The following is a 24,853-nucleotide window of genomic DNA, read 5'->3' as shown; positions in this document are numbered from 1 at the left end:
GGACATAATATAATGTCCCATGTTCGCACCAATGGTAAAAAACACTGAACCTTAATATTCTGTCCGTGAGAGATATGAAAGATGAATATAAACTTATTATATGTTAATGCATTTAAACGGGTGTCGATGAGATATAATGTAGTAATCGGAATCCGGGCTCCTAACCCGTTGGGTAAGACCTTGTTACGTGAAGGTTACCCATCGAAAAATTTCCATATGAAAGCAAAATCCAGCCCTACAGGCCCTACTGCAGGTTTTATCGCAGAAAAATCAATTTATTCTAAAGTCCCGACATCCTCTTACAGCAAACAGAATAACTACTTAACATCCGCAGTCCAAAAGGGAGCAAAAGCAATTGATTTAATAATCAGTAAATCCCGTATAAATGAATTAATTCAGACTGGACATCTAACTAGTCATGGCGGTGGGTATTACTCCGCTAACTACCCCAGTGGTCGACAATGTTTTATTATCAAAGATGATGGACAGGTGCTTGATGATAAGCTTAACCCTGTGAGGGTTATGACAAACCCAAAGGAATCAGGAAGTGATTATGCTTCCTCTCGGGCGATCACTGCAGATTATGATTTATTTTCAATAATCCCTAAAGTAAATCAATCGGTTAACATAAGACCGCTAACATTACGACCAAAACTCCTAAGGGGAAATTTCAACCTTGACTTCCTTAAGCCTAAAGCATTGCCTGGCCAAGGCGAAGATGTCAATATGGGGAACTTGCATTTTTTTGGTCAAACAATTATCAACGCTCTAAATAAAGAAATCGTTATTGAGGGGTATAGAGGTGGAAAACTAGTCTGGCATAACGACGAAACTGGGAATCCTTTTAGTCCCGGATTCGATATTGCGGATAAACCAATATTTGTACATCCGACTGGAGATATTATTCAGATTTTTTCAGTGGGCCAATTATTTGATTTTTATGAGAAAGTAAGATGGGAAGGTTACGATCCAGAATATAGTCCTGTATTTGGATTTTAGAATTCTAATTGTTCTGTCTTAATGGGGGGTATTAAATCGTTTCAACCACAATGATTTCAATAAATCCCTTGGCTTTTTGTGAATTCTCATAAGTCTATGCTAATAAACCAACACCATATAACATAACCTGAAATTAATTTTTCAGGCATGTTATTTCGGTATCGGCATTAGGAATCATCGCGTTTTCGTAAAAGTAAACTCAGTACCGTATGTAGGGACCAGCACAGAACCTGATGAGATTTTCGTGATAACAGTGTCAGCTCAGACATCCAGCCAAGCTTTTGGTCATTTAATTGATTATTTTAAATAGCCAAAAATTAACCGGCCAATTTACATTGCAGATTGCCATTTTTAGCCATCCTTTTTACGATAGCCAAATTAACTATACCCATCCTGACCACATGTCAGGGCAAAAAAGCCATGAACGGTCAATAAATGGTTCTGTCGCATTAAGGCGTCGTCAGGCAACATGCTGTTTTTTTTAACGATGTTGCCTACCCATGTCTCTGATCCGAAATGCCTTCAGCCGCCTGCATTATCCCGTCGATATTATTGCTCAGTGTGTCCGCTGGTATTTGGCTTACTCACTGAGTTTACGCAACCTGGAAGAGATAATGGCAGAGCGCAGTATTGCCGTTGACCATTCCACCGCTGGGTTATCCGCCTTGTGCCATTGCTGGATAAGGCGTTTCGCCGACATAAACGCTCAGTGGGTCGTCGGTGGCACATGGATGAAACCTACATCAAAATCAAAGGTCAGTGAAAATATCTGTACCGCGCGGTCGATACTGCAGGGCTGACCATCGACTTCCTGCTGACGGCCAAACGGGATGCTGCAGCTGCACTACGCTTCTTTCGCAAGGCCATTCGACAGCACGATGAACCCGAGATAGTGACTATTGATAAAAGTGGCGCCAACAGGGCGGCCCTGACCACACTCAATGCCAATAAACCAGAAGAAGAAAGGATGACCATCAGGCAGAATAAATACCTGAATAACCTGAATAACCTGAATAACCTGATAGACCCGGACCATCGGAATATAAAACGACGAATACGGCTGATGCTGGGATTTAAATCATTTCGGCGTGCGCAGATACTGCTAGCAGGCATCGAGTTGTTACAGATGATATGTAAAGGGCAACTTCAGCATCCCGCCGAAGAACATTTATCATCAACAGAACAATTTTATTGGTTGGCTGCCTAAAAAAACGGCAACACAACTGTTGCTGACTTGCCTACGCTAATGCGACAGAGCCTATCACCGACATATAATCATATTGCCAATATTATTAATTTTAGTGAATTGATATAGAGGGATATATTTTCTACTAACTGATAACGGTGGTGTTTGGCTTGCTACTAGACACTTTTCAGCCGCACAGTAAGACACTCGGATTGGGGAGTTATTTATGAATACATGCACATTTTTACGAGTATTTAAATGCATTGTCGTGTCATGAAATTTTATACTGCTGTGTATTATTGCATGCGAATTAATTTCATTTGAAATTTTCTTTCTAGTACTAATGGAACGGTCAAAAACATTATATTTAAATACTGATAGTGCCCCTATGACATAACAGTCACTGAACTCAATCGCTATCTTTTCCTTTATTTCATTAATTGCATCCCTGATCTCATGAGCAGTATTTGCAATAGTACAATGAATTCCGACCATAATATCGCTATTGAATAATGTTATTGTAATACAACTACTTAGGCACGGGTAACATATTTCTCGCGTTGCTAGCCTACATTCTGATTCTCTTATGTTCGCGGATGTTACGTAAGTGAGTAAATGTGTACGAATCATGATTTTCCCGCTAAGTAAAAAATGGAGTAAAATTTAACATTATTAATTTTTTTTGCCTGAAAGTTGGCAGTTATCGCAGCTACCCGGTCACTGAGCTTACCTGCTTAATGTGGACACAGCGCTAAGTGAGGGTCTGGTTTTCAAACTGTTCCGGGCTGAAGCCACCACATGCACTGTGGCGACGCCAGCGATTGTAGTCACACTCAATATAATAAAACACTGTAGTTCGCATTATTTCCCGGCGGGTAAAACGCTCCATGAATACATTCCACCTTGTCAACGCTAAGGTTTATGACCTTTTTTCGCCATTTTGATGTCCGCTTTTGATCAATGATCATAGCCGCTTTCCGCCAGTTCATCATCACTTTCTGGCGGGATACTTTTTGCCAGTACCCCGGCCCTGCATTTTTCTTTCAGCCGGTAACTTTCTCCTTTTATGTTCAGCGTCGTTGAGTGGTGAAGTAACCTGTCCAGGATCACCGCATGGTCGTATTCCAAACCCTTGTGCACCGTCAGGTGAAATACCGCAACAACGTGATTGAATGTGATCACGGTAAGCTGAAGCGGATAATCAATCCGATGTTAGGCTTCAAATCCATGAAAACGGCTTATGCCGCGATCAAGGGTATAGAGGTGATGCGCACGTTGCGTAAAGGTCAGGCTGAACCTTGGTATTATGCTCATCCTCAGGGCCAAGTGCGTCTGGTGAACTATGTTTTCAGCCTCTAATGTTTTTTAGCCTAAGGGAACGTTGACCCTAACGGGCTATAAAATTCTGGAAGACGAAAAGATCTCGTAACATATCCTGACTTTATAGATTAACAATATGAAAATTAATGGTTTTTAGACATCATGTGGCACTTTTCTGGGTTATGTGCACGGAACCCCAACCATGAACCGTAATTTCTTAGCCAATATACTCTTGATAATTTGATGTCTTTATGCTTTTATTAATAAGGCCCGTTGTTTTAAAATCAATAAGCATATTTCCATGGCATCGAATATTATATTTTCCATTCTTCTGGCCATACAAATTGAAAGATTCATATATGGATTTAATTAATTTTTCACATGTTAGTGAATGAGAGAGGTCTACTCTATAGATACCACTATTAATATTAAAGAAAAAAATATTGCCTTCATAGTTTAAAACTGCTGTAGCATGAGAAAAGTAATTATTTTCATGTTTGTATCCATTTTTTATGATGACTGGTTCATCTAAAGCTGTTACCAACAGTATCACTTTATTCTTATAAACTGGGCTTCCTTTAAGGATTAAATCTATGTAACGCTTTGTATTTTCTTTAGAGATGTATTTATACTGTAATTTATAGTTTGTCTTCTTTGTTTTTGATAAAAAATCCTCTTGGTGGTTTAGTGTATTTACTATTAGTTGATAGGAATCGTTCTTATGCTTATCAAATATAGATTCAAAAACCGCTTGCAAATGCGAACTAAAATCAAAGAAACGAAGAGTGTTTTCGATGGCAAATTTGATAGTTTTCTTATCATTTGCTATCTCCCTAAGTACTTCAGTAGCCCAATATAATGATGCCCCAAAACACTTTCCTCTATGATTTCCGTTATCTATGTATTCACGGTAGTAATCTGACGTATCGACACATTTATTATATTCATTAAGTCCTCTCATTCCAAACAAACCCTATATTATAATTTCCAGAATATTTTTATATTAAACCTCTTAACTATTGAAAATTAAAGTAAGGAAATGATTAAAACAAGGTAATAAGTGACTACGCAGTTGTAGGGATTTATTGAAGAACCGCACCATCATAGGGTGTGGGTTGCTACTATTCATGATTAGGTTGATCTTACCTAAGTGAATAAACTCTCAAACAGAGGTGGTTCACAGGGTTATGTTGCATTAAGGCGCCGTTCGGTAACATGCTGTTTTTTTGAGATGTTACCTGCTTATGTCTCTGATCCGAAACGCCTTCAGCTGCCTGTATTATCCCGTCGATATTATTGCTCAGTGTGTCCGCTGGTATTTGGCTTACTCACTGAGTTTACGCAACTTGGAAGAGATAATGGCGGAGCGCGGTATTGTCGTTGACCATTCAACGCTGCATCGTTGGGTTATCCGCCTGGTGTCGCTGCTGGATAAGGTTTTTGGTCGACACAAGCGCACAGTAGGTCGGCGGTGGCGAATGGATGAAATCTACATCAAAATCAGAGGCCAGTGGAAATATCTCTACCGCGCGGTGGATACTTCAGGCCAGACCATCGACTTCCTGCTGACCGCCAAAGGAGATGCTGCAGCGGCATTACCGCTTCTTTCGCAAGGCGATTAGACATCAGGGCGAACCTGAGACAGTGACCATTGATAAAAGTGGTGCCAACACGGCAGCGCTGACTACATTCAACATTCAACGCCGACAAACCAGAAGAAGAAACCATTACTGTCAGGCAGAACAAGTATCTGAATAATCTGGTTGAACAAGATCACCGGAATATTAAACGCCGCATACGCCCGATGCTGGGATTCAAATCGTTTCGACGGGCACAGACGATCTTGGCTGGCATCGAACTGATACATATGATACGCAAAGGACAATATCAACCTCCGAAAAATGAGGGATTGTCATCAGCAGAACAATTTTATCTGTTGGCTGCCTAAAAAAACGGCAGCCCAACATTTGCTGACTGGCCTACGCTAATGCGACAGGGCCATCACGACAGCGAAACCTGCCAGAACCTTTCAGGTTCTGGCCATACCGATAAACCAGAGCAGACTGACAACGGGGGCAATGAACATTAACACTGGCCATAAGGAAAACTCAAAAATCCGCATTATACATCAGATTCAACTAATTGGAGGCACAACACGCCAGACTATTCTGAGAGTAAAGCTTCTGCTACCCTCGTTATTTAGAATATAAATATTGGAGAAATTCTGAATTGTCAATTAAAAATGTAGTTATCAAATCGCTGAATTTCAATGCTCGTAAAGCGCTACTATTATCACATGGGGGATATACTCCACAACGTGATTTTATAAGGAATGGATCTGGAATGGTTTGTGTACCCGCGGGTGCGACTTTGTTTTTTAATAGTGATGAAAACCGGCCCTCAATAGGCACAAAAGCATTTCATGTTCTTCAAGGCTATCCTTTGGCCCCTGTGGAAATTAAGCAATCTGGTAGCATAATTAATAATTATTCTTTGGAATATAACGAAATATTTGAAAGGTTGAAGCCAACGATTGAATATGATCTTATTAGCATATCTCCAAGAGGGAAGGCTCACATGAGTGACATTTTTAAGATGATGCAATTGAAAAATAAACGGTATGATATTATTCACAGTGTAGCATGCAGGATAAATAAACTAACTTATAATTTCTAATCCAGAATTTCTTGTATGGTGATATAACGCCACAATATAGTATCACTAACTGCTATCTAAGTATTTTTGTATTGTGATAACACATGAGTAATCCATCATGATGGGAAACATTGCTCAATGTACTAAATAACTTTGCATATTACCGCTCCACTTTAGCCAACCCGTGTTGGTTACCGGGGAACGGCGAGGCTGCATTCATAAACTGTTTTACCTGGTCCAGTAACTGCCACATGTATCGACACTGATGGTTTCGCGTTATCGTTTCGTGTAACGATAACCACAGCCGTTCTATTGGGTTCAGCCAAGGCGAATAGGCTGGCAAGAATAACAGCCGGAACTTCTTGTTTTTTTCCAGCCAGCGTTCTACTTTACGGCTTTTGTGGATAATGTAGTTATCAGCGATCAGGGTGATAGTTTTCGCTCGCCGATATGTACAACGTAACGTCTCTAATAGATTGATAAATATATCAGAATTCTTACTGATGACGCTAACTTAGTGGACTCGTCCCGTACCCGAGTGTAACGCACCAGCCAGGTAATGCTTTTGGTTCTGTCCCGGTGTAGCGATGCGCTTCTGCTGCCCTTTGGGCATCCAGTCTGCGCCTATTTTAGGGTTCAGGTCGATATCGACTTCATCTTGATAAAACACGGGATGCACTGTCTGCTCCTGAGCTAGCGCCCGCTCAATAGCGTGTCGCTTTTCCTCATAATGTGGATCTTTAATTTTCAACGTTGGCGCGGCTCTGCGCCAGACAATACCTGCCCGGCTCAGGCATCGGTATAAGGTGGCAGGATGGAGTTTTACACTAAAAAACTGGTTGACGATGAGCGCCAACAACTCGGTACTCCAACGGGAACGCAGCCAACCAAAATCTTGTGGAGAACGTTGTACCAACAACGGTAGGACGCGCAGGATATCTGCGACCGGCCACCGAGGAGCACATCCGGACTTGAGGCTTTTTAGTCCTTCAATACCCTGTAAAGTAAACCAATTTATTCATCTTCCGAGGGATGAACGCGCAGCGCAGAGCAATCTGGCCACCTCGGAAACGGTCATTCCCTGATGTAACATCAGTATGGCGATGAGCCGCCTGGCATGGTTTTTATCACGGGTCTGTTGGGCTTCTTTACGCATCAGTTGTCGTTCTTCATCAGGAATTGCTGCTATGATCGGCATCGCTCAGTCCGGTGGGTGATTTGGGATATTTGGCGATTGATCAGATCGCACAAACCGGGCTGAGTTCCTTTCAAGTGATCTACTATTTGGCAAAGTTATTTAGTACCAGAGGGGGCTACTCAGCCCCCTCTGAATGTCGCTTTTTACAGCTTCGCTCCTACTGAGCCATATTGATGACTGATAATCCGTTCCTCCGATAGTTCGGTGCCTGTATTTTCATCACTTAGTCTGTTTTGTACGCAATTATCTGAGTTTTAGACAGATCTACCCTATGCCGCCTGTCGTAACCATCGCTCTGTTTTAAACGCCTGCCGATATTGGGCCAGCAACTCTTCTGCCCGAATGCCGGCTTCTGCGCTGTGAAATACCATCCGGTTACCACATAACACACACTGGGACGGATCCACATTTGTAAATATCTCCATCAGCGACGCAAAGGCTGGCTTTTGGAGTTTTTCTTTCATTTCAACCCCAGCTTTAGGCAATAACTCACCCCATTAACGGTTGGCCAGAAAACCGTAATACCTGACCACCTTAAAATGGCGTAGCTTTGAGGCAGCAATAGGCGGCCGTTTAAGATAACGGCCGAGATAATTGACATTTTTCCGGGCGTGTTTGGTCTTTTTGGCAAAGTGGATCTTCCAGCGGCACTGGAACTGCACTTCAAGAAACTGTCACCACTCCCAGTCGTACCTTATATATTGATTGATAGCCGACAGCAGGTAAATCGAGCGGGGCGTCACTTTCCCACAGCAGGACAATGACAGCCTGACGCCAGTAACACTCAACGATTTTCTTTTTGAAGTAAGCTGACCGTCAGACACCGTGTTTGAAGCATAGTCCTCCTCAGGTGAAGGACAGATGAATATGGGGATACTGATTGAGTTGGCGACCGTAGGCATGCAGGGCCACAAACAGACCTATTTCGATACCGAGTTTTTGGCTCATTTGAGCAGGATATTGGTGTCATAGGCGAAGAGTTTATTGAGCAAGAGTCAGTTATTAGCAAAAGCGGGCCAGACTTTATCGTGCATAGTGAAGGTAATGTGCTGCCATTCGCAATCGGGGAAAAAGTGTCGTTGCTCGGTGGCCTTCATGCCGTAGGCGCTGCAGCCTTTGCTTTTACAACGTTGGCAGAAGTATTTGGTGTGAGAAGAGTGGGCGGAAGTACAGCAATATCGGCGAACGCCCATGGTGCCAGTGCCGCAGGCGAGTATCCGCTCGATGACCCGTTTGATCCATTCGGGGTGGCGTTGCCGTATTTAGTGAGTAACTGGCCCCAGACATCATCAATTTGGAAGAGGAGTTTTGCAGGGCGAAGTATGTGCATACGCGGGAGTATAGCGAGCTACGACAGTTGAATAAAGTTACTATTTAACAGTGGTTTAGCTCCATCCGCAGGTGGGCTGCTGTTCATTATTACAGTTTGTTACAGCGTCATGATATATATTTATTGGAAAAAACAACATATTGCAGTGTTAAATTTCTTAATGTCAACATTAATCGACATAATCAATTGTAATTGGTGGTAAATTGATTTTTTTTCAAAAAAACATAAATGGATCTTATGTGAGCAAACAAATAAAATACTAAAATACCTAATTATTTCAATTGATTGTATTTTATTAAAATAGAAAGTCCTCTTTTTAGCGTATCTATGGATGCACTAGCATTATTGGATACACGATATATACTCTCTATCAATCCAGTTATCAATATCTCTTAACTGAAGTCTGGATTACAGATGACTGATAGAAAGGGGGCGATATTATAATGGTAGGAGCTACTTGTTATAACATCTATGGAGTCTGTTTGACTCGCGATTATAGCCTGTACATTGATTCTGTGTCCGAGTCTATCCCAGCGCATGAAATGTATTTATTGCAGCAGATAGAAATTTGTCCAGACCAGATATTACATGCTTGGCAGATTAACCAGAACCATCAGATTTCTGAAGTATTTGAAATAGAAAATGTTTCCTCCGGAGAATATGCTGAAGAAGCAGTCTTATTTTGGGAAGAGTATTTTAGTTCACTTGGCGGAAAGGTCATTGATGGCAGGCCTGTAGGTGATATATTTAGCTGACTTTAATGAAAATGGTTCTCCCGAGGTGGAGGCTTAAAAATAATCTATCAGATTAATAGCAGATGTATGAATAAAAACCATATTTGATCATGTATTTCAGATAATCTATTTTCTATTTTCAATTAAAGATTAATTCAATTTAAGCTTGTGGTTTGTGGTTTGTGGTTTGTGGTTTGTAAAGGATGACGTGTAAAAAACACCTCTCAAATTCATGGCTAGTAATTCCGTGGGAGATATAAATGCAGATGCCAAACGATTTTTATAGGCCATATTTAAATATAGTAAATGCTGAGTTAAATCATTTAAAAAAGAAATTGATATTTAATCAAAATGTTACTAATGAGTTAAACACATCATTTTGGCAAGATATCATTAAAAAATGATACCGCATCGTGAACCATTTTTAATGGTCGACAACGTAGAGCTGATCAATATTGAATTCAGGTTAATACAAGCAATAAGAAGAGTTGACAAAAAAAGCCCCAATATTTGGTGGGCATTATTCCCAATAACCCTATATACCTAGGTGTATTGCAACAAGAAAGCATATTATACTAAATTAGGGGATATCATAGAACTGAAATCAAATAAAAGAGTGCTTGGTGCGCATGCGGAAAAACTGATTATCAATGCGCCTAGATCCTTACTTGGGCATACGATGTGGGTATCTGGTGTAGTGGAAGCGGCGATAGCCATTTGGCAAATGAGGCCGAGTGAGTTTCATCAATCACATAATATCTAAAACCTTGAATAAGTTTGATACAATATTAATTGATAATGTCGAGGGCTTAACATGATTTTATTATCTAAAACGTTGAGATATTTTATTATTACCGCACAGGAACAATCTATAAGATTAGCATCAATGATTCTTTGCATAACGCCATCGCCGCTCTGCCGAACGATTAAAATGTTTGAAATTAGCTTGGGACATAGATTATTTATTCGTACCAGCAATGGTTTAAAACTGACCAGCTATGGCCGCGAACTGTATGAACTATTGCTTCCAGTTTATCAAGAAGTATGTGAACTTGAAAATAAAATCCTTAAAAAAAACACAAAAAATAACATCAGCAGTTCTAATTTTAAATTAGGCATGGACCACCATGATTATTCTTATCTGACAAACTTATTTACATCACCTTTATTCAAGGAAACCAAAAAAGATATTTCATTGGAGTATTTTTCACCTGATTCAGTCAATATGGATGATGTCTTAAAAAATGGTTTATGCCAGATTTTTTTCACAAATAAGAAATTACCTTGCCCACCAGACATTGTTCATCGAGAATTATCAGCAGATGCCATAATGCTCGCAGTTCAAACTGGGGTTGATAACAACAATATCTCAGTCAATGATCTCATTGCCGGTAAAGCCCTTGTCCAATATGAACTGCAGCTAAATGACAATGTTAACCAAGAAATTGAATCGCATTTCGAAAAAAATAAAAGCAAGATCAAGCGCCTGTCAATTCCCGAGCTTTATATGCAACTATCGATGGTTGAAAAAGGTGATTCAGTTGGTTTTTTCCCGTCTTCTGTTAACAACATAATCACAGAACGAAACTATAAAATAAAATTATTACCTTTCTTATTTAATGGAAAGGAGCTATATATACAAAGACATATATATTTTATGAAGAGTAATCAAGAGTTTATTAATAAAAACCTTTTGCCTTTAATAGATTCCTCTGAAAATTCAATTTTATCTTAAGGAGCTAAGTCATATGAATAATCATGCATTATTAAGTGCATATGATCTTACCCGCTTAATGTGGACACAGCGCTAAGCAAGGGTCTGGTTTTCAAACTGTTCCGGGCTGAAGCCACCACATGCACTGTGGCGACGCCAGCGATTGTAGTCGCACTCAATATAATTAAACACTGTAGTTCGCATTATTTCCCGGCGGGTAAAACGCTCTCCATGGATACATTCCACCTTCAGTGAGTGGAAGAAGCTCTCTGCGCAGGCATTGTCATAGCAGTTCCCTCTGGCGCTCATGCTGCCGCACAGATTATTCCGTTTCAGCAGCGCCTGATAATCCGCTGAGCAGTACTGCCCTACGCGATCGGTGTGAACAATGACATTTGTTGGGCGCTTACGCTGCCAGAGCGCCATATGCAACGCATCGCAGGCCAACTGTGCTGTCATGCGTGAGGACATTGACCAGCCGATAACTGTCCGCGACCACAGGTCGCTGATCACGGCAAAGTAGAGCCAGCCCTCATCTGTACGTAAGTAGGTGAGGTCACCCGCCCATTTCTGATTCGGGCCGCTGGCGTAAAAGTCCTGTTTCAGCAGGTTATCTAATACCGGAAGCCCGTGTTCACGGTAGCTCACCGGGCTGAACTTCCGCGAGGCCTTTGCCCGCAAGCCCTGACGGCGGAGGTTGGCTGTAATAGTTTTGACATTGAAGCATCTTCCCTGAGCATGTAATTCATGAGCCAGGCGCGGTGCACCATAACGCTGTTTTGCCTGCTCAAAGGCGTCATGAACCACACTGTCGCAGCATTGCCGGAACTGCTGCCGTACATTTATCACATCACGCCAGTTACGCCAGGCATACCATCCGCTACGGGCCACGCAGAACACCCGGCACATGGCTTTAATACTGAACTCTACCTGGTGTTTTTTGATAAAGACATACTTCATTTCAGGCGCTTCGCGAAGTATATCGCGGCCTTTTGGAGGATGGCCAGCTCCTCGTCCCGCTCAGCCAGCTGGCGTTTAAGGCGGGCAATTTCGGTGGACATTTCCTGCTCACGTTCAGACGAGGAATGCTGATTTTGCTGTTTGCTGCGCCAGGCATAAAGCTGGGATTCATAAAGGCTGAGTTCGCGAGCAGCAGCTACTACGCCGATGCGTTCTGCCAGCTTAAGGGCTTCCGCACGGAATTTTGGCGTATGTTGTTTACGTGGTTTTTTGCTGGTTGATACGGCTTTTGTCATGTGAGTCACCTCTGTTTGAGAGTTTACTCACTTAGTGCCGTGTTCACTATTGCTGGGTAAGATCAAACATGTGACAGCCAAGAAAAAGGGATGATTGATAAAATTCAATCATCCCTAATTAGGTTAGAAGGCGCCGATAAACAGCTGGCCAAGAAATCTAGTTGTTTATCTTATATAGTGCCCGCCTATTAATATCTTTTACTTGACTTGTGACCATGACCAGACCCGTAAGGTTTTGGCGGCTTCGTGCCGCAATCCGGTTCACAGGGGTTTGATGGCTTGTGACAACAATAGCCGTCGTCGTCAAATTCGTTAGCAAAAGTACTGGGCGAAACGGTATCGACAGTGATTCTACGGCTAACTGATGTGAAGGTCTGGCTTCCAACGGTTTTCTGGTAGTAGATATCACCGCGGCTGGCTTGTATATCTGTTAATGACGCATTATCTAAAACAAGAGTAATAGGATCTGGCCCAGCAGCGCCATTGACTGTGCCTAAATTTTTTGTTTCTTTTTGAATACCCGATAAGGTAAGTAGACGCAGGAAAATTGTGGCAGTTTCACCGGCCAATACTTGATCAGCAGGTATGGATACTGATATGTCCTCGTCAAGGGCTGCAACGTTAATCAAATTGTAAAGCGTGGGTGGCAGCAAACTCGGCGCCAATAAAGTTGGCCCCTGCAGAGGGCTGCCTGATACTGTGACGATTTGTGAAACAGATGGGGTTGGGTTATTTAATTGATCTTCGATTGTATAATAAATTGTATGCGGACCATCGCTTAAGACCACTCCTTGCGTAAAGGCTGCTGCATTGGTAATGTTGAATGTCTTGGTGAGGTCTGTCGGGTTTATCAATAGAGCCGCTGCTTGAGTGCCCCAATGTAATTCAGCTATAAACTGGTCCTCCGTACCGGGCAGATAGATAATGGCGGTGATCCCGTTGCTTATCTGCCCACCGTTGATAGTATAATTGTTTGTACCTGGTACCGGAGTAGCATTTAGAATACGAACCGGCCTAAAATCGGGGTTTGGATCCGCCGCTAAAATTGTTACGCTGTCGCCAGGGATTGAGGCTGTAAAGGAAAGGTGTTCTTCTTCACAATCTTTTTTGTCATCGGTATAGGGATAATTAAATTTAGCTGTGGCAACACCGTTTTCATCCGTTTCGACGGTACTGTGGGTGTATTTACCCTCTTTGGAATTAGTGGTGAACTTAACCGGCACACAGGGAACTGGCCTGCCGCATCCGCATTCGGTTACATAAGCTGTCACCAACGAATAATCCCCTTTACCGCAATGTTCATGGAATTTCGGGGTGGCTGTTAACGTAATTTGATCATGTTTTGGCATAAAAAATTCCTTAACGAGTCAATGGAGGAGTTTCTCTGTTTTGCCTTATTATAATTGTTTTAAAATCACTGTTAATCAATTTCATTTTTTGATTTCTGGAATGACTAAATTCAGCATTATACTTTTTGCTTAATCTTATTTTATTTTGAAAATTTAAATAATATTGATGCCTATCAATATTCGGAGTTTTTATTAATCGGTTAGCTAGTCTTTTAGATTAATTAACTGCCTCTGGGCTTTACTGTGTCGATAATAAATTGCGCGGCCGTGGACTTTAGCTTGCTATTATCACTTTCGCTATAGATCTCGTAATAAAAATCACAATAAGCATTACGGAAACCTTCAAGGTCCTTATAGTCAACTTTTGCTTCAGTATGGCGGCCGGTAACATATCCTTGTTTGATTATAAGATTCCTTATAGGTTTTCCATAAAGTGTTTTGATAGACATGAATAAATCAAATTTATCATTTATATGCTCCACGCGATCATCTCGCGGAATAATAACTTTTATACCATTTCTTATGGCATTAAAGTCTATAACTCCATGGAGTTTCTCAGGAAGTATGGGGGGCGCCAGACAGGGTATCGTTGCATGATTTATAACGACTTTGACTATCACTGGTTTTGAATAGACAGAATTCTCGGCACTATTGATGATTTTATAATAAACCGGATAGTCGCCTTCGGAAAAAATTGATGAGTAAGGGAATATCTCAGATATGTTAACTATCCAGGGGAAATTTGACCCATCATAGGCCCGCTCCACCGTTTCCTTGCCCCAGAATAACCGATAAATATCGCCTGGATCAGAATCAGGCGAAAGACTGATGATAACCTGTATTCCGCTAGCGATGGATTCACCGGTAAGCACATTGCCCTCAGCAAGGTTGGTTATATAAGCTGGCCGCAGCTCGTTAGAGTAAAAAAACAAATTTATAAAGTCATAATCACCGTTAACAGAGGCGGTGATGGTGACACATTGTATTGCAGATTGACGATAATCTGATTCAGATTGCCAAAAATGCACTGCCACGGTGGCTCTACCTTCCGAATCAGTACGCTGGCTGTCTTTGCTGAAATGAATATGCTGGCTTGCAGTTTTGAAGCTGACAGTGACATTCGAGCAGGGTTCACCCGTCTCGTCGTCTATGACAACTGCCGTTATCTTGGCATCCGCAGCTTGCTCGCCTAGCGGTTGAAATTGTGGCGTACTGGTTAAAGTAATTTGGTTAGACATGATCATTCCTTAGAGAGTATGAATGATAATAAAATAGACTTATATTTTGAGTATTAAAGCCTCTCAAAAAAAATGCAATGTCCTTTTTTAGCATCTTTAATTTATTCGGGAGTGTCGGTTAAATTGCTTGGTGCAACAACATCAATGACAGTGCGGAGTGTTGCTGAATTATATATAGTGTTACTATCTTGTAATGTATAACGGAATATACCCCTGACCCCATTATAATTGTCAAATATCGTATTACTTAATGTGATCTGTTTACCTGCTGCAAATGTAATGAAGGGTGAGGGGACAGTGATAGTGATAGTGTTAATTAAAGTACCGTTTAGAGTTACTATATCCAGATAAGGTCTGATAAGCCAACTGCCATCTGGGCCACTTTGGGGAGGTACAACAAGTGTAATTGGGTTGTTCAGCGCTTCTTTGTTTATTACATTATACAGGCTGGCCGGCTCAAGCCTTGGGGCGATTAAGCTTGCCGTTGCATAAGGAGTATCCTGCACACGCACGACGATGGGTACTGATCCCACTTCGTTATCTGCCTGATCGGTAAAAGTGTACCATACGTTATAGGTACCCACGACAAGTGTTTCCAGAGGATTAAATTTTTCAAGCAAATTAAAAGCAATATTAGTCTGATTTTCGTATGGTATTTCAACATATTCGTTACCCCAAAATACAGTCACAAATAACAAATCCTCAACATTTATTATAGGTACTCTAACAAGAATTCCCCTAGCAATCGACTGTGAATTTATAATGGCGTCGCTTAATCCAGGATTTTCTTCTGCAGCTAAGTTGTATATTATTGGCGCGCGTAACTCTGGATTGAAATAATTGATCGTGACTATTTGAGATACTGTCTCTGTTCCTCGAGTTGCGGTAACCCTAATGCGCACGATTCTATAAAAATTATAGCCTGGCGGTGCGGCAGAATATTCATTATTAACATTAGTTTCTACCGTGCCAGCACGGGGCGTAGGTATACTAGGTGATGCGATGTTGAAATAGCGTGATGTGGTGGTGAACGATACTGTGGCGCCCTCTACCGGAGTGCCATCTAACGTATTTGTCACTATAACCCGCACTATTACGGCGTTAGCTTGAGTAGCTGCGAAAGGTATTGCTTGTGCAACTAAGTTTAAGGCCATTTAAACTCCTTAATGGGAATCGTCAGGATAAGTTCGTGGTGAGGAAATGGTAATCGGAGGGCATATAGATTCAATAGTTTTTTTTAGAATTCAGTTATCAAAAAAGGCTATAAAATATGTTATTGCAGATTTTTAACAGCGTATTGGCCACTGATATATTCCGCTATATCAGTGGCTCTTAGCGTCAGTTAAAAGAAAGCAAGCTGGGCTCCATCAATGATGCCATTACGGTTATTTGTTCCTTCGTTCACGTCAACCATGGTCACAATAAAATAAACGTTCAGGACAGCAATGGAACTTGTGCCGGAAAGTGGAACTTCTCCCGAACTATCAGTCTGAGTAGCCGAAGGGTTGGTAACGCTGCCGGGAACAGGGATGAACGTGGCGCCATTAAATCTTTCTAGATTAATGGCTACATTTCCAGAGGCATAGGGCAAACCTCGCGCTGTGGTTATGGTCGCGGTCCCTTCTACATTATCCCCGACAAGTGCGTTCGCCACCGTAATATTTTGGGTAATAGTGGGAATGGTAAAATCCCCCCCGGCGTTGCTTAACGGCGCGGCACCGGCAACATTAGCGGTTATGTTAATCGCTTCTGCGCGGGTATACGTGTATTCAAGGGTGATATTACCATTTGTATCGGTTGTGGCACCGGGAGGCGTTACATCGCGGAAGGTGCCGGCTGAACCGGGGGAAGTTAAGGTGACACTAACGCCAGATATGCCGTTATTATGTGCGTCATGTACATGAACCACTGCCTGGTTGGCTTCTTTGCCGTCGGAGGTCCCGTGATCAAGCGTCACACTAATTGAGCCAATAAAAATGTTAATGGCAAAGGTTACGCTGGTTGATGCCGTATCCCCATTGTCCAACGTGGCAACGATAGCGCTTGGCCCAGGGTTTCCGCTGGTTAAACTTAGCGTCGCCACACCTACTGCATTTGTTGGCAGGGTTACAGCAGTCGGGCTGGCGCCATTTCCGGTGGTTAGGTGCACCGGAACGTTAGGCAATAACTGATTTTGCGCGTTTCGAATTTCCACTTCGACCGTATTTGCGGTGGCCCCATCGGCCGGTGAATTATTGATGACAGGTGCTATGCGAACAATACGCGCCGTGGTGATATCCAACGTAAAATTAGTGTCTCTGGTCATGCTGCTGCCGTTAATCGTGGCGGTAACCGGACTCAAACCATCATTTAAATTCGTCAGATTGACGGTAGCATTTCCGTCTGCATCGGTTAAGCCCCCGCTTAGCGGTGTTAGAACCGCCGTTAGATTAGAGGACGTAAATGTGACAGTCAGTCCTGGAAGTTTATTGTCATATTGATCAACCACGGTTGCCACTACAGTGTTAAAGTCAGAGCCGTTGCTGGCCGAGTCGGTTTTGGTTACCTGCAGCGCTAAAATTCGTGCGGTGGCCGGATTGGGCACGAATGTTGGGGACACATTCTGTGTACTGCGATTATCCAGCGTGGCAACCACATTCATTATTGCGCTTTTAGTACTTCTTAGCGTCACTCTGGCTATACCACCAGTACCTGTAACGGCAGTCGTGTCGTCTAACGTCGCGCCCCCGGTTATGCTAAAATGAACGGGGATACCGATAAGGTCATTATTTGTGGCATCTGAAACTCTTACCAACACTTCGTTAGTTTCAATATTATTCGCCAATGCATTATCGCGTACTATCCTCATATCAGCAGCGGTTATGCGCGCGGTATCGATGTCTGGTATAAAGTTGACGTTAACTTCTTTCTCGGTCAGGTTGCTAACCAGTTGCGCAGTAACTACGCTGATGATAGCGGTCTCGTTAGTTAGGGTGGCGCGTGCAATACCATCCTCCCCCGTCGTGCCAATAACTGTGGTAACGACTGCGCCATTCGTGGCGCTAAATGTCACCTGCTGGCCGGCAAGCTTATTGCCGTGGGCATCGACAATCGTGGCTTCCACGGTATTTGTTGAGCTGCCGTTGGCAATAGCATCATTAGTAATAGCCCGTAGAGTGTCAATGCGGGCCGTGGCACTGTCGGCTATAAAGGTGGCGTTAACCGTGCGCGGAGTGCCGTTCAGGGAAGCGGTAACCACGCTGATGCCGGCGGAAAAGCTGGTTAGCTTAGCGGTGGCCAGGCCGTCTGGACCAGTAGTACCGATAACGGTAGTAATGGTAGCGTCATTAGTGGCGCTAAAAGTAACGGTTTGTCCCGCCACCGGATTGCCATTAGAGTCGGTAACTAGGGCCCGTACGTCAATAATGGCGATGCCGTTAGCTGCTGCGGGGCTATTTTCCAAGCGCAGATTAGCGGCAGTAATCATAGCCAGTGACGGCTGAACTTCTATACGGGTAGTGGCGCGATTTGATGAGTTATTCTTAACATCATAAGCAATGGCGCTTATTTCGTAAATATTGGCAGCACCGCCGTTGACTTTATAAGGCGGGAAGGTAATTTCCAAGGCATTTTTCTCAACCTGACTCACTTCGCCTCCCGCCGCCATCAGCGCAGAGGTGTCCCATTCTACATGGTCGACAGCGTATTTTGATGTGATCTGTGCAGTGATACTGCCTTTATCTCCCGCGAGGCCGATAAGCTGTTCGGGCAGAGTCAGTTTTATCACCTGCTGCTTTTGGTACTCCAGCACGATGTCGTTGTTGCGATCGACAAGATCGTAACGGGTGCCTGCTAGAGTACGGCTTGCCGCCACCGCGTCGGGGTCAATTTGAGATTGCCAGCTTTCGCCGATGCGATAATTCACTTGCAGGCTTATATTTGTGTCATTAGCACTGCCTTTCCCTTGGCGGTGGTCGACACCGATGGTCACTAAATTAATCGGGGTGTAATTAATGCCTAAGGTAACGGCGTAGGGATTTTTTTGCAGATTATCCTTGCCAAATAACGCCACTTGATTACCGCGATACTTCTCATAAATGAGCCTGCCGCCCAACTGCGGGTAAGCGGGCAGATAGGCTTCTGCGCGTACGTCAAAGCCATTGGCTGGGCGTTCATTATAGTCCTCGAAATCTCGCGATTCATGCCAGTCGGTTAGACGAAAATAATTATTTGCTGAGAGCTTTAGATAATCACGCCATGCCTCAAGCCCCATGCTCATACGACGGTTTTTACCGGTCCAGTCATAGTCATAAAATGAATTCATGCCAACCATCCACTCACCCAGCCAGATTCTGGCGCCCAAGCCGACATTCAGGGTATTGCGGCTATCCTTGTTGCGCACGCCAAGCTGGGTGAACAGCATATTTTTCGGCTGATTATAAAGTGGTAGCAGCATATCAAGAGAACTGCCGTCAAGATGAAAGTCGTTATCGATGTTAAGCTGCAGGCGCGCGGTGCCAAATTGGTTAAGCCATTGTCTGGCCGCATCGTTCACTTTTCCGTTAATGGCTGAGCGCGCCATGCCTAAGGCGTCTCCCTCAGTGTTATTAGGCCGAACCTTGGCGCCAAAGCTTGAGATATCATCAGCTAACGAAGGGGCTTTATTTCGCTGCCAGAATTGTTCAATTTGATTTTTTTTATCATCTGGAGAGGGAGGCTTCGATGCCATTTTCTCAGCGAATGGGTCTAACACATCGGGTTCGGTAACTATTGCATTTGATTGTGCTAAAGTTGCAGCTATTGCCGGAGTGAAGGTGAGACTTAGCGGCAATAAAATTTGCAACAAAACAACTATCCATGCTACCAGGATCAGCGGTTTTGAGGCAGCATTGCTATGCTCAATTCTATCAGTCATCACCTCAGTTGGCTGTAGAAATCTAAGAGTCACGATAGTGCTATAAAGCAAAGCAAAAAATCCCGACATGATACGAATCCTGGTTACAGTGACCTATACGTTATGGTATTGCATAAGCCAGATAATTAATGGTACCTATAAATAGGTGTGGTTTAATATTCACAGGGAAAATTAGAATATGGCATCACTGCTTTTAAACCATTCGAGATCCTGATTCTACTTATACTTATACTTATACTTATACTTAATACATATAAATATTAATATAGGCGAAAAATATAAAATGAGTAGGGAATTTCCTACAATATGTGTGTTTTAAATAAGTCATTAATTTATTTGGATTTTTTATAATGGTTCTGCATTAGTTCTCACCCCATTTTTTTCATTACCGATACTTTTTGAGTACTTACTGTTTTTCACTCTGGTTTAGTATTTCTTCTACAGCATGTCTGGATAAACCATACTTAAAATATGTAATTATAATAACCTATTGTTTTTCTGGGTTTATTTAACTACTTCATGTCAAATCACCAAGTGAAAAATTTAACTGATTGATATATTTATTCTTTCGCTTAATGACTGAAATGATTTTTTTATAAAATATGTAATAGATCATCAAAATAGAGATGTGTAACCGGCTTTGTTGAATAAATCAGATTGGGGAAAAATAGTCCCCTGAATGCGCATTATAATCACGCAAGGTCAGGTGACCACCCAACAGCTGTTTTACCCTGTACATATTGCCGTTTCCGCTACCGAACGTCTGTGCTCACCCGTCATGCTTTTCCACCGTGTGTTGTCCCCGGTAAAACGCTGGTTCGCCACTGTTTTATTTCGGTCTGCGTAGTCTGCGGGCCAATAATGAGCTCAGCTTCAGGAGGGGGCGTTAACACATTGATTTTATTTCGTATTAATTTATCGCGACACATACGCGTATCGTAAGATCCATACGCTGATGCGACCTTGATTTTACGATGCGTCTGCCGAAATGAGGCATGGAAAGGTTTCCGTATCGGTGATATTGCTCAATGACAGGTCAGCGCAGATAACTTCATATGTTTGTACGTCTATCGCCAAATGCAGTTTTCGCCAGATACTCCGTTTTTCCTGACCGTGTTATTTCACTTTCCACTCCCCTTCACTAAAGACCTTGAGCCTCGTGGAGTCGATAACGAGGTGCACTATTTCACCTTGCGTTGGCGTTTTAAACGGGACATTCACGGACTTTTCCCGTTTGCTGACGAATGTGTAACCAGGACAGTTCAATGGCACTTTCATCAGGGTGAAAATGGCGTCGACGAAGCCTTGGAGGGCCCGAAGTATCAGACCGAAAATACGTTTCAGCATCAATACGGTGGTAATGGTCATATCGGAATAATGTTGTTGGCGACCACTAATAGGAGGTGTTACCTCGTAGCCCCTGGCGTGAAGTTCTGTTTCATCAACACAAAAGTGCGTATCCCTAGGTGATAAGGGCCTTGTTGTAAGCCTTCCAGTTAGTGATTTTGAACTTTTGCTTTGCCACGGTACGTAGCTGTTTTGTCAGAAAGAGAATGATCAGATCATAATGGCGGTAAAAAGTTCGATTATTCAACAAAACCTATTAATGTATTCAATCGTTGCGTAAAGATTATTTATAATTATTTTCAAACACCTGATTTATTTTTTACTCTAAAAAAATGTTTAATTAAGCAAAGCGAAAAAATATTTAATGAAATATGAAATCACTATTTTTAGTAGTTTAATGCTAAAAGTTAGACTTGATTCTACTGGAACAAGCCTTAATATTTCATTAATGACTCAAACCATGATGATATGATATTTAAATTGTGGTCGATTACAGGAGCTAATATGGCGCTTTTACCCCCTATTTTTCCACAAGCGGGAACAATACCTAATATTATACCCATACTTAGCGTCTCAGTGAATGGGGGAGTTAGAATCAGAATCCCGATACGCCAAGGAGAGGGCCCAGGAGATGAAGTTAATCTTTGGTGGAATGGGGTAAATTTTGCCTACCAAGTTTTAGGCGATGATTATGAATTTAACCCTGTTGAATTCCTTGTGGATCAACGTTATGTAACAATAGGTAATTACGAAGTTTATTACACTATTGATGACTTTAGAAATCCCACTTCATTTTCGGAGATTGTTACTCTTCAAATCACTCCCGGTTCGACCATTCCAAGTGATCAATTGCAGATGGTCGTAACGAGAAATGCATCAAACCACGATTTAGCTGCCATTAATGTCAAGCCATTTAATCGTGGGGTCGTGACAGGGCAACCAGGCCAAAAAATTTTCATTAGCACCACATCTCCAGGATTGATTGCAATTGGGGATTCAGGCAGAAATTATGTTGAAATGTCAATTGGCGATAATGGCCAGGCCGATTTTAGCGTATTTTCTGAGGAACAGGGACCGTTTTCTGTGAGCGCTTATGATTATTTTAATAATGCAAATAACATCACGTTATTCACGTTTACGGGCCCCTACCGAATAGGCAGCGGTGATATTAAATCGGTTAATTACTCAATAGGCGCCCCTGCTAATAACAGGACCGTTAATTCAATATACCTAAAAACGCAGGCCTTCGGTAGTGGTACGGGTACACCCCTTACTTTGGTCCACGCGCAGATAACTTCCACTTTTGCACGTTTTAACGGCACCACATTACGAGAAATGACGTTTCCATTAAACACAGATAATTCGGCAACAATTGATTTGGTAAGTCCTGTAAGCGAACTTACTACAGTTGTGCTCACGCTACCGCAACAAACCGGTACGACTAAATCAATTGTGACTAATTTCGTGGTTCCATCTTTGGTATTATGACGCAGCATCAAAATATGGTTATTTCGTGTAAGCCATTTGTTATTGACGAATTTTTAATTAATGAATATGACATTTCTCCGGGGGATATATGCATTCATGCCGTTACCAAGCTGACCTTCCGGCAATTGATTATTCCTTAAACCTTGTAACCATAACTTCTGGTGCTGAGGCCAACGGAATTGCAACAAATTTCTTCACTGTAGTACTCATGTCAGGTGAAGATTACGTTGATGGTGCGCCCATAGTATTTTCCGTAGATGGGTCGGCACTGTTTGTTCTAAATAGGAGTTCCACGATAACTGTTAATACTAATAACCAAGGTGAAGCTACGGTTTTCTTTGTCAATCAACAAGTAGAAACTGTACAAGTCAGAGCAGTATTTAGCAGCGACTTTGTAAATGATAGTTCGACCTTTGGCCCACCAACTGTAGATAATAACCTATCATTAAGTGCGGAAGTATTAACAATAGATATCGTGGCGGGAAGTGGCAATCCACATATCATCAATTTCTTATTAACAGATGAATTGAATCGCCCAGTACGCGGCAGGCGATTAGATTATTCCTCTGATGTGCCTGCCACTTTGACACCGACCAGTGACACCACAAATAATGATGGTGTAACCGTTTTACAAGTAAGGAGCTCGTCGCCTGGAACTGTAACCGTGACCGCTCGTCTACATGATGCGCCCAACTTAGTTTACATTCGTATACGAGTGACTTTTCTTGAATTAATAACTACACAACGACTATTGGTGCAAGTTATTAATGGCAGAGCCACCGCCAATGGCATTAGTCAGAATGTAATACGTTATCGGGCCTTAGATCAAAATAACTTGGCCCTAGCCAATGTAAGAATTGTTTTTAACGCTGATGGTAATGCAGTTCTATCTATACCTTATGGAGATACTGACCTAGAGGGTTATCTTACCCTTACGTTGACAAATAGATATGTTCAGTCAGTGCGGGTAATAGCCACGCTGGCATCAGGATCAGGCACGCCGAATAGTACAACTGTAGAATTTTTTTAGAATATTATGGCGATGGTAAATAATCGATTCCATCGAAAACCTATATATGCAAGCTAAAAAAATTAAACAAAGGTTACAGGCTAAAAGTCGTTTACTCGTCGGAGGTATTATATGCAAGAGCAACACGCGGCACCCACACTACCTTGTAGACCAGTTTGCCTAACATTAAGCTCGACATCAAATGCTAAGGCAGATGGTTACGATACTAACAGCGCTACTGCCGTATTAACGACTAGCGGCACACCCTTATGCGGATATCAGATTTGTTTCACTCTCTCTGGCGGCGCATTGTTCTGCGATGGGAGCAACCGGACTTTTGCAGTAACCGACGCCTGTGGTGTAGCTACGGTAACCTTTACAGATCGTCAGGCGGAAACGGTCTGCGTCAGTAGTCAATACGAAAATATTAACGCTTTGAGCTATTCAACTTTCGATGAAGTCATTGATATTAATGAACTTTCTATCATTGCCTTTGTTCAGCGCGATAATGCGCAGGCAAGCCCTTCTGAATCTAATATCATCGTATATACTCTTTGGAATGACGTAACTAATCAACCGGTACCGTCGAGACAGCTAACGTTCTCTACTTATAGCTCAACTGCTAACTTGAGCCCTTCATCGCCTCAAACCGATACGAATGGTCAGATTGTACTGACCATATCAAACAGTATGGTGGAAGACATTGAAATCGCCGCTTATCTGTTAGGTAATACATCAGTTAATAATTACACCTTAATTAGTTTTTTTCCTGTGATAACACATTACATTACTGCACAAGTATTGACATCTGGCATCGTTGCGCCTGGCGGTACCCATACAGTGCGTTATACTTTACGTAATACTTCTGGTGCCATACAGCCTGGTAGATATATGAGTTTTCGTCCGGAGATAGTGAGCACAAACCCTGCCGACATTCCAGTAATAATCCCTGGCTACATAGACACCAACCTAATGGGACAGATTACTATTAACGTCACGAGCCCTGTGAGACAACAAGTTAGGATCGTAGCAAACTATACGGATGGCAATGCTGATAACGATACTTATTTGGATTTTTAGTAACTGTCTAATGATTATATGGAGGCATATAAATTTTATACCTCCACCTTTTTAAC

General features: G+C 42.3%; 18 protein-coding genes and 9 pseudogenes. 12 read left to right on the top strand and 15 right to left on the bottom strand.

Annotation, left to right across the window (positions count from 1 at the left end):
- Nucleotides 1–81: 81 nt before the first annotated feature.
- Nucleotides 82–999, top strand: a complete 918-nt coding sequence (locus Q2T72_RS22235) for an anthrax toxin-like adenylyl cyclase domain-containing protein (protein WP_372569952.1) — start codon at nt 82–84, stop codon at nt 997–999.
- A gap of 500 nt (nt 1,000–1,499) precedes the next feature.
- A pseudogene (locus tag Q2T72_RS22230) lies at nt 1,500–2,206 on the top strand (IS6 family transposase).
- 730 nt (nt 2,207–2,936) lie between these two features.
- Here Q2T72_RS22230 and Q2T72_RS22225 read toward each other — a convergent pair.
- Together Q2T72_RS22225 and Q2T72_RS22220 are read right to left on the bottom strand one after the other, a co-directional pair.
- Nucleotides 2,937–3,090, bottom strand: a pseudogene (locus Q2T72_RS22225) (IS3 family transposase); the annotation flags it as partial.
- A 52-nt stretch (nt 3,091–3,142) separates the two neighbouring features.
- On the bottom strand, nt 3,143–3,364 hold the full coding sequence (locus Q2T72_RS22220; protein ID WP_372570006.1) for an ATP-binding protein: 222 nt from the start codon (nt 3,362–3,364) through the stop codon (nt 3,143–3,145).
- Here Q2T72_RS22220 and Q2T72_RS22215 point away from each other — a divergent pair.
- Nucleotides 3,317–3,544: pseudogene (locus tag Q2T72_RS22215) on the top strand (DDE-type integrase/transposase/recombinase); the annotation flags it as partial. The gene Q2T72_RS22220 and the pseudogene Q2T72_RS22215 sit on opposite strands and share 48 nt — an antisense overlap.
- A gap of 178 nt (nt 3,545–3,722) precedes the next feature.
- On the opposite strand, the gene Q2T72_RS22210 reads toward Q2T72_RS22215, so the two are convergent.
- A complete protein-coding gene (locus Q2T72_RS22210; protein ID WP_372569951.1) occupies nt 3,723–4,466 on the bottom strand; it encodes a hypothetical protein in 744 nt (247 codons plus the stop codon).
- 283 nt (nt 4,467–4,749) lie between these two features.
- Between Q2T72_RS22210 and Q2T72_RS22205 the strand changes: the two are divergent.
- Nucleotides 4,750–5,453 (top strand): annotated as a pseudogene (locus Q2T72_RS22205) (IS6 family transposase).
- Between the two features lie 52 nt (nt 5,454–5,505).
- Here Q2T72_RS22205 and Q2T72_RS22200 read toward each other — a convergent pair.
- Nucleotides 5,506–5,604: pseudogene (locus Q2T72_RS22200) on the bottom strand (IS1 family transposase); the annotation flags it as partial.
- Nucleotides 5,605–5,734: 130 nt separating this feature from the next.
- On the opposite strand from Q2T72_RS22200, the gene Q2T72_RS22195 reads away from it, so the two are divergent.
- Nucleotides 5,735–6,181 (top strand): putative adhesin, encoded by a 447-nt coding sequence (locus Q2T72_RS22195; protein ID WP_372569950.1) that lies wholly within the window; start codon nt 5,735–5,737, stop codon nt 6,179–6,181.
- A 139-nt stretch (nt 6,182–6,320) separates the two neighbouring features.
- Here Q2T72_RS22195 and Q2T72_RS22190 read toward each other — a convergent pair.
- The 5 genes and pseudogenes from Q2T72_RS22190 to Q2T72_RS22170 form a co-directional block, all read right to left on the bottom strand.
- Nucleotides 6,321–7,358 (bottom strand): annotated as a pseudogene (locus Q2T72_RS22190) (IS630 family transposase).
- A gap of 269 nt (nt 7,359–7,627) precedes the next feature.
- Nucleotides 7,628–7,822 (bottom strand): hypothetical protein, encoded by a 195-nt coding sequence (locus Q2T72_RS22185; RefSeq protein ID WP_372569949.1) that lies wholly within the window; start codon nt 7,820–7,822, stop codon nt 7,628–7,630.
- A 33-nt stretch (nt 7,823–7,855) separates the two neighbouring features.
- Nucleotides 7,856–8,020: a transposase gene (locus tag Q2T72_RS22180; RefSeq protein ID WP_372569948.1), complete on the bottom strand. Its 165-nt coding sequence runs from the start codon at nt 8,018–8,020 to the stop codon at nt 7,856–7,858.
- 184 nt (nt 8,021–8,204) lie between these two features.
- On the bottom strand, nt 8,205–8,306 hold the full coding sequence (locus Q2T72_RS22175; RefSeq protein WP_372569947.1) for a transposase: 102 nt from the start codon (nt 8,304–8,306) through the stop codon (nt 8,205–8,207).
- Between the two features lie 47 nt (nt 8,307–8,353).
- Nucleotides 8,354–8,551: a hypothetical protein gene (locus tag Q2T72_RS22170; protein ID WP_372569946.1), complete on the bottom strand. Its 198-nt coding sequence runs from the start codon at nt 8,549–8,551 to the stop codon at nt 8,354–8,356.
- 679 nt (nt 8,552–9,230) lie between these two features.
- Here Q2T72_RS22170 and Q2T72_RS22165 point away from each other — a divergent pair.
- The 4 genes and pseudogenes from Q2T72_RS22165 to Q2T72_RS22150 all read left to right on the top strand — a co-directional run bounded on the left by Q2T72_RS22165 (nt 9,231) and on the right by Q2T72_RS22150 (nt 11,157).
- Entirely contained in the window at nt 9,231–9,443 is a 213-nt protein-coding gene (locus Q2T72_RS22165; protein ID WP_372570005.1) for a hypothetical protein, read from the top strand.
- 278 nt (nt 9,444–9,721) lie between these two features.
- Nucleotides 9,722–9,992, top strand: a pseudogene (locus Q2T72_RS22160) (3-hydroxyacyl-ACP dehydratase FabZ family protein); the annotation flags it as partial.
- Nucleotides 9,988–10,182, top strand: a pseudogene (locus tag Q2T72_RS22155) (beta-ketoacyl-[acyl-carrier-protein] synthase family protein); the annotation flags it as partial. The pseudogenes Q2T72_RS22160 and Q2T72_RS22155, both read left to right, overlap by 5 nt.
- 54 nt (nt 10,183–10,236) lie before the next feature.
- Nucleotides 10,237–11,157: a LysR family transcriptional regulator gene (locus Q2T72_RS22150; protein ID WP_372569945.1), complete on the top strand. Its 921-nt coding sequence runs from the start codon at nt 10,237–10,239 to the stop codon at nt 11,155–11,157.
- Between the two features lie 72 nt (nt 11,158–11,229).
- Here Q2T72_RS22150 and Q2T72_RS22145 read toward each other — a convergent pair.
- The 6 genes and pseudogenes from Q2T72_RS22145 to Q2T72_RS22120 form a co-directional block, all read right to left on the bottom strand.
- Nucleotides 11,230–12,392, bottom strand: a protein-coding gene (locus Q2T72_RS22145) for an IS3 family transposase (RefSeq protein WP_372569944.1) whose coding sequence is annotated in 2 segments (ribosomal slippage) — nt 11,230–12,131 and nt 12,131–12,392 — 1,164 coding nt in all. Because the reading frame shifts where the segments join, the coding sequence is not laid out codon by codon here.
- 188 nt (nt 12,393–12,580) lie between these two features.
- Complete coding sequence (locus Q2T72_RS22140) at nt 12,581–13,741, bottom strand: Ig-like domain-containing protein (RefSeq protein WP_372569943.1); 1,161 nt, start codon at nt 13,739–13,741, stop codon at nt 12,581–12,583.
- Nucleotides 13,742–13,962: 221 nt separating this feature from the next.
- Complete coding sequence (locus Q2T72_RS22135) at nt 13,963–14,979, bottom strand: hypothetical protein (protein WP_372569942.1); 1,017 nt, start codon at nt 14,977–14,979, stop codon at nt 13,963–13,965.
- 101 nt (nt 14,980–15,080) lie between these two features.
- Complete coding sequence (locus Q2T72_RS22130; protein ID WP_372569941.1) at nt 15,081–16,133, bottom strand: hypothetical protein; 1,053 nt, start codon at nt 16,131–16,133, stop codon at nt 15,081–15,083.
- A gap of 188 nt (nt 16,134–16,321) precedes the next feature.
- A complete protein-coding gene (locus Q2T72_RS22125) occupies nt 16,322–19,942 on the bottom strand; it encodes an inverse autotransporter beta domain-containing protein (protein WP_372569940.1) in 3,621 nt (1,206 codons plus the stop codon).
- A 583-nt stretch (nt 19,943–20,525) separates the two neighbouring features.
- A pseudogene (locus Q2T72_RS22120) lies at nt 20,526–21,398 on the bottom strand (IS5 family transposase).
- A 326-nt stretch (nt 21,399–21,724) separates the two neighbouring features.
- Here Q2T72_RS22120 and Q2T72_RS22115 point away from each other — a divergent pair.
- From Q2T72_RS22115 to Q2T72_RS22105, 3 genes are all read left to right on the top strand, one after another.
- Entirely contained in the window at nt 21,725–22,708 is a 984-nt protein-coding gene (locus Q2T72_RS22115) for a hypothetical protein (RefSeq protein ID WP_372569939.1), read from the top strand.
- Nucleotides 22,709–22,796: 88 nt separating this feature from the next.
- The gene (locus Q2T72_RS22110) at nt 22,797–23,738 is read left to right on the top strand and encodes an Ig-like domain-containing protein (RefSeq protein ID WP_372569938.1); all 942 of its coding nucleotides are present in this window, start codon (nt 22,797–22,799) and stop codon (nt 23,736–23,738) included.
- A gap of 111 nt (nt 23,739–23,849) precedes the next feature.
- Nucleotides 23,850–24,797, top strand: a complete 948-nt coding sequence (locus Q2T72_RS22105) for an Ig-like domain-containing protein (protein WP_372569937.1) — start codon at nt 23,850–23,852, stop codon at nt 24,795–24,797.
- Nucleotides 24,798–24,853 lie beyond the last annotated feature (56 nt).

This window comes from Yersinia sp. 2466 StPb PI (assembly GCF_041538325.1).
Classification (GTDB): Bacteria; Pseudomonadota; Gammaproteobacteria; order Enterobacterales; family Enterobacteriaceae; genus Yersinia; species Yersinia enterocolitica_E.
This window is presented reverse-complemented; position numbering and strand designations above follow the sequence as displayed.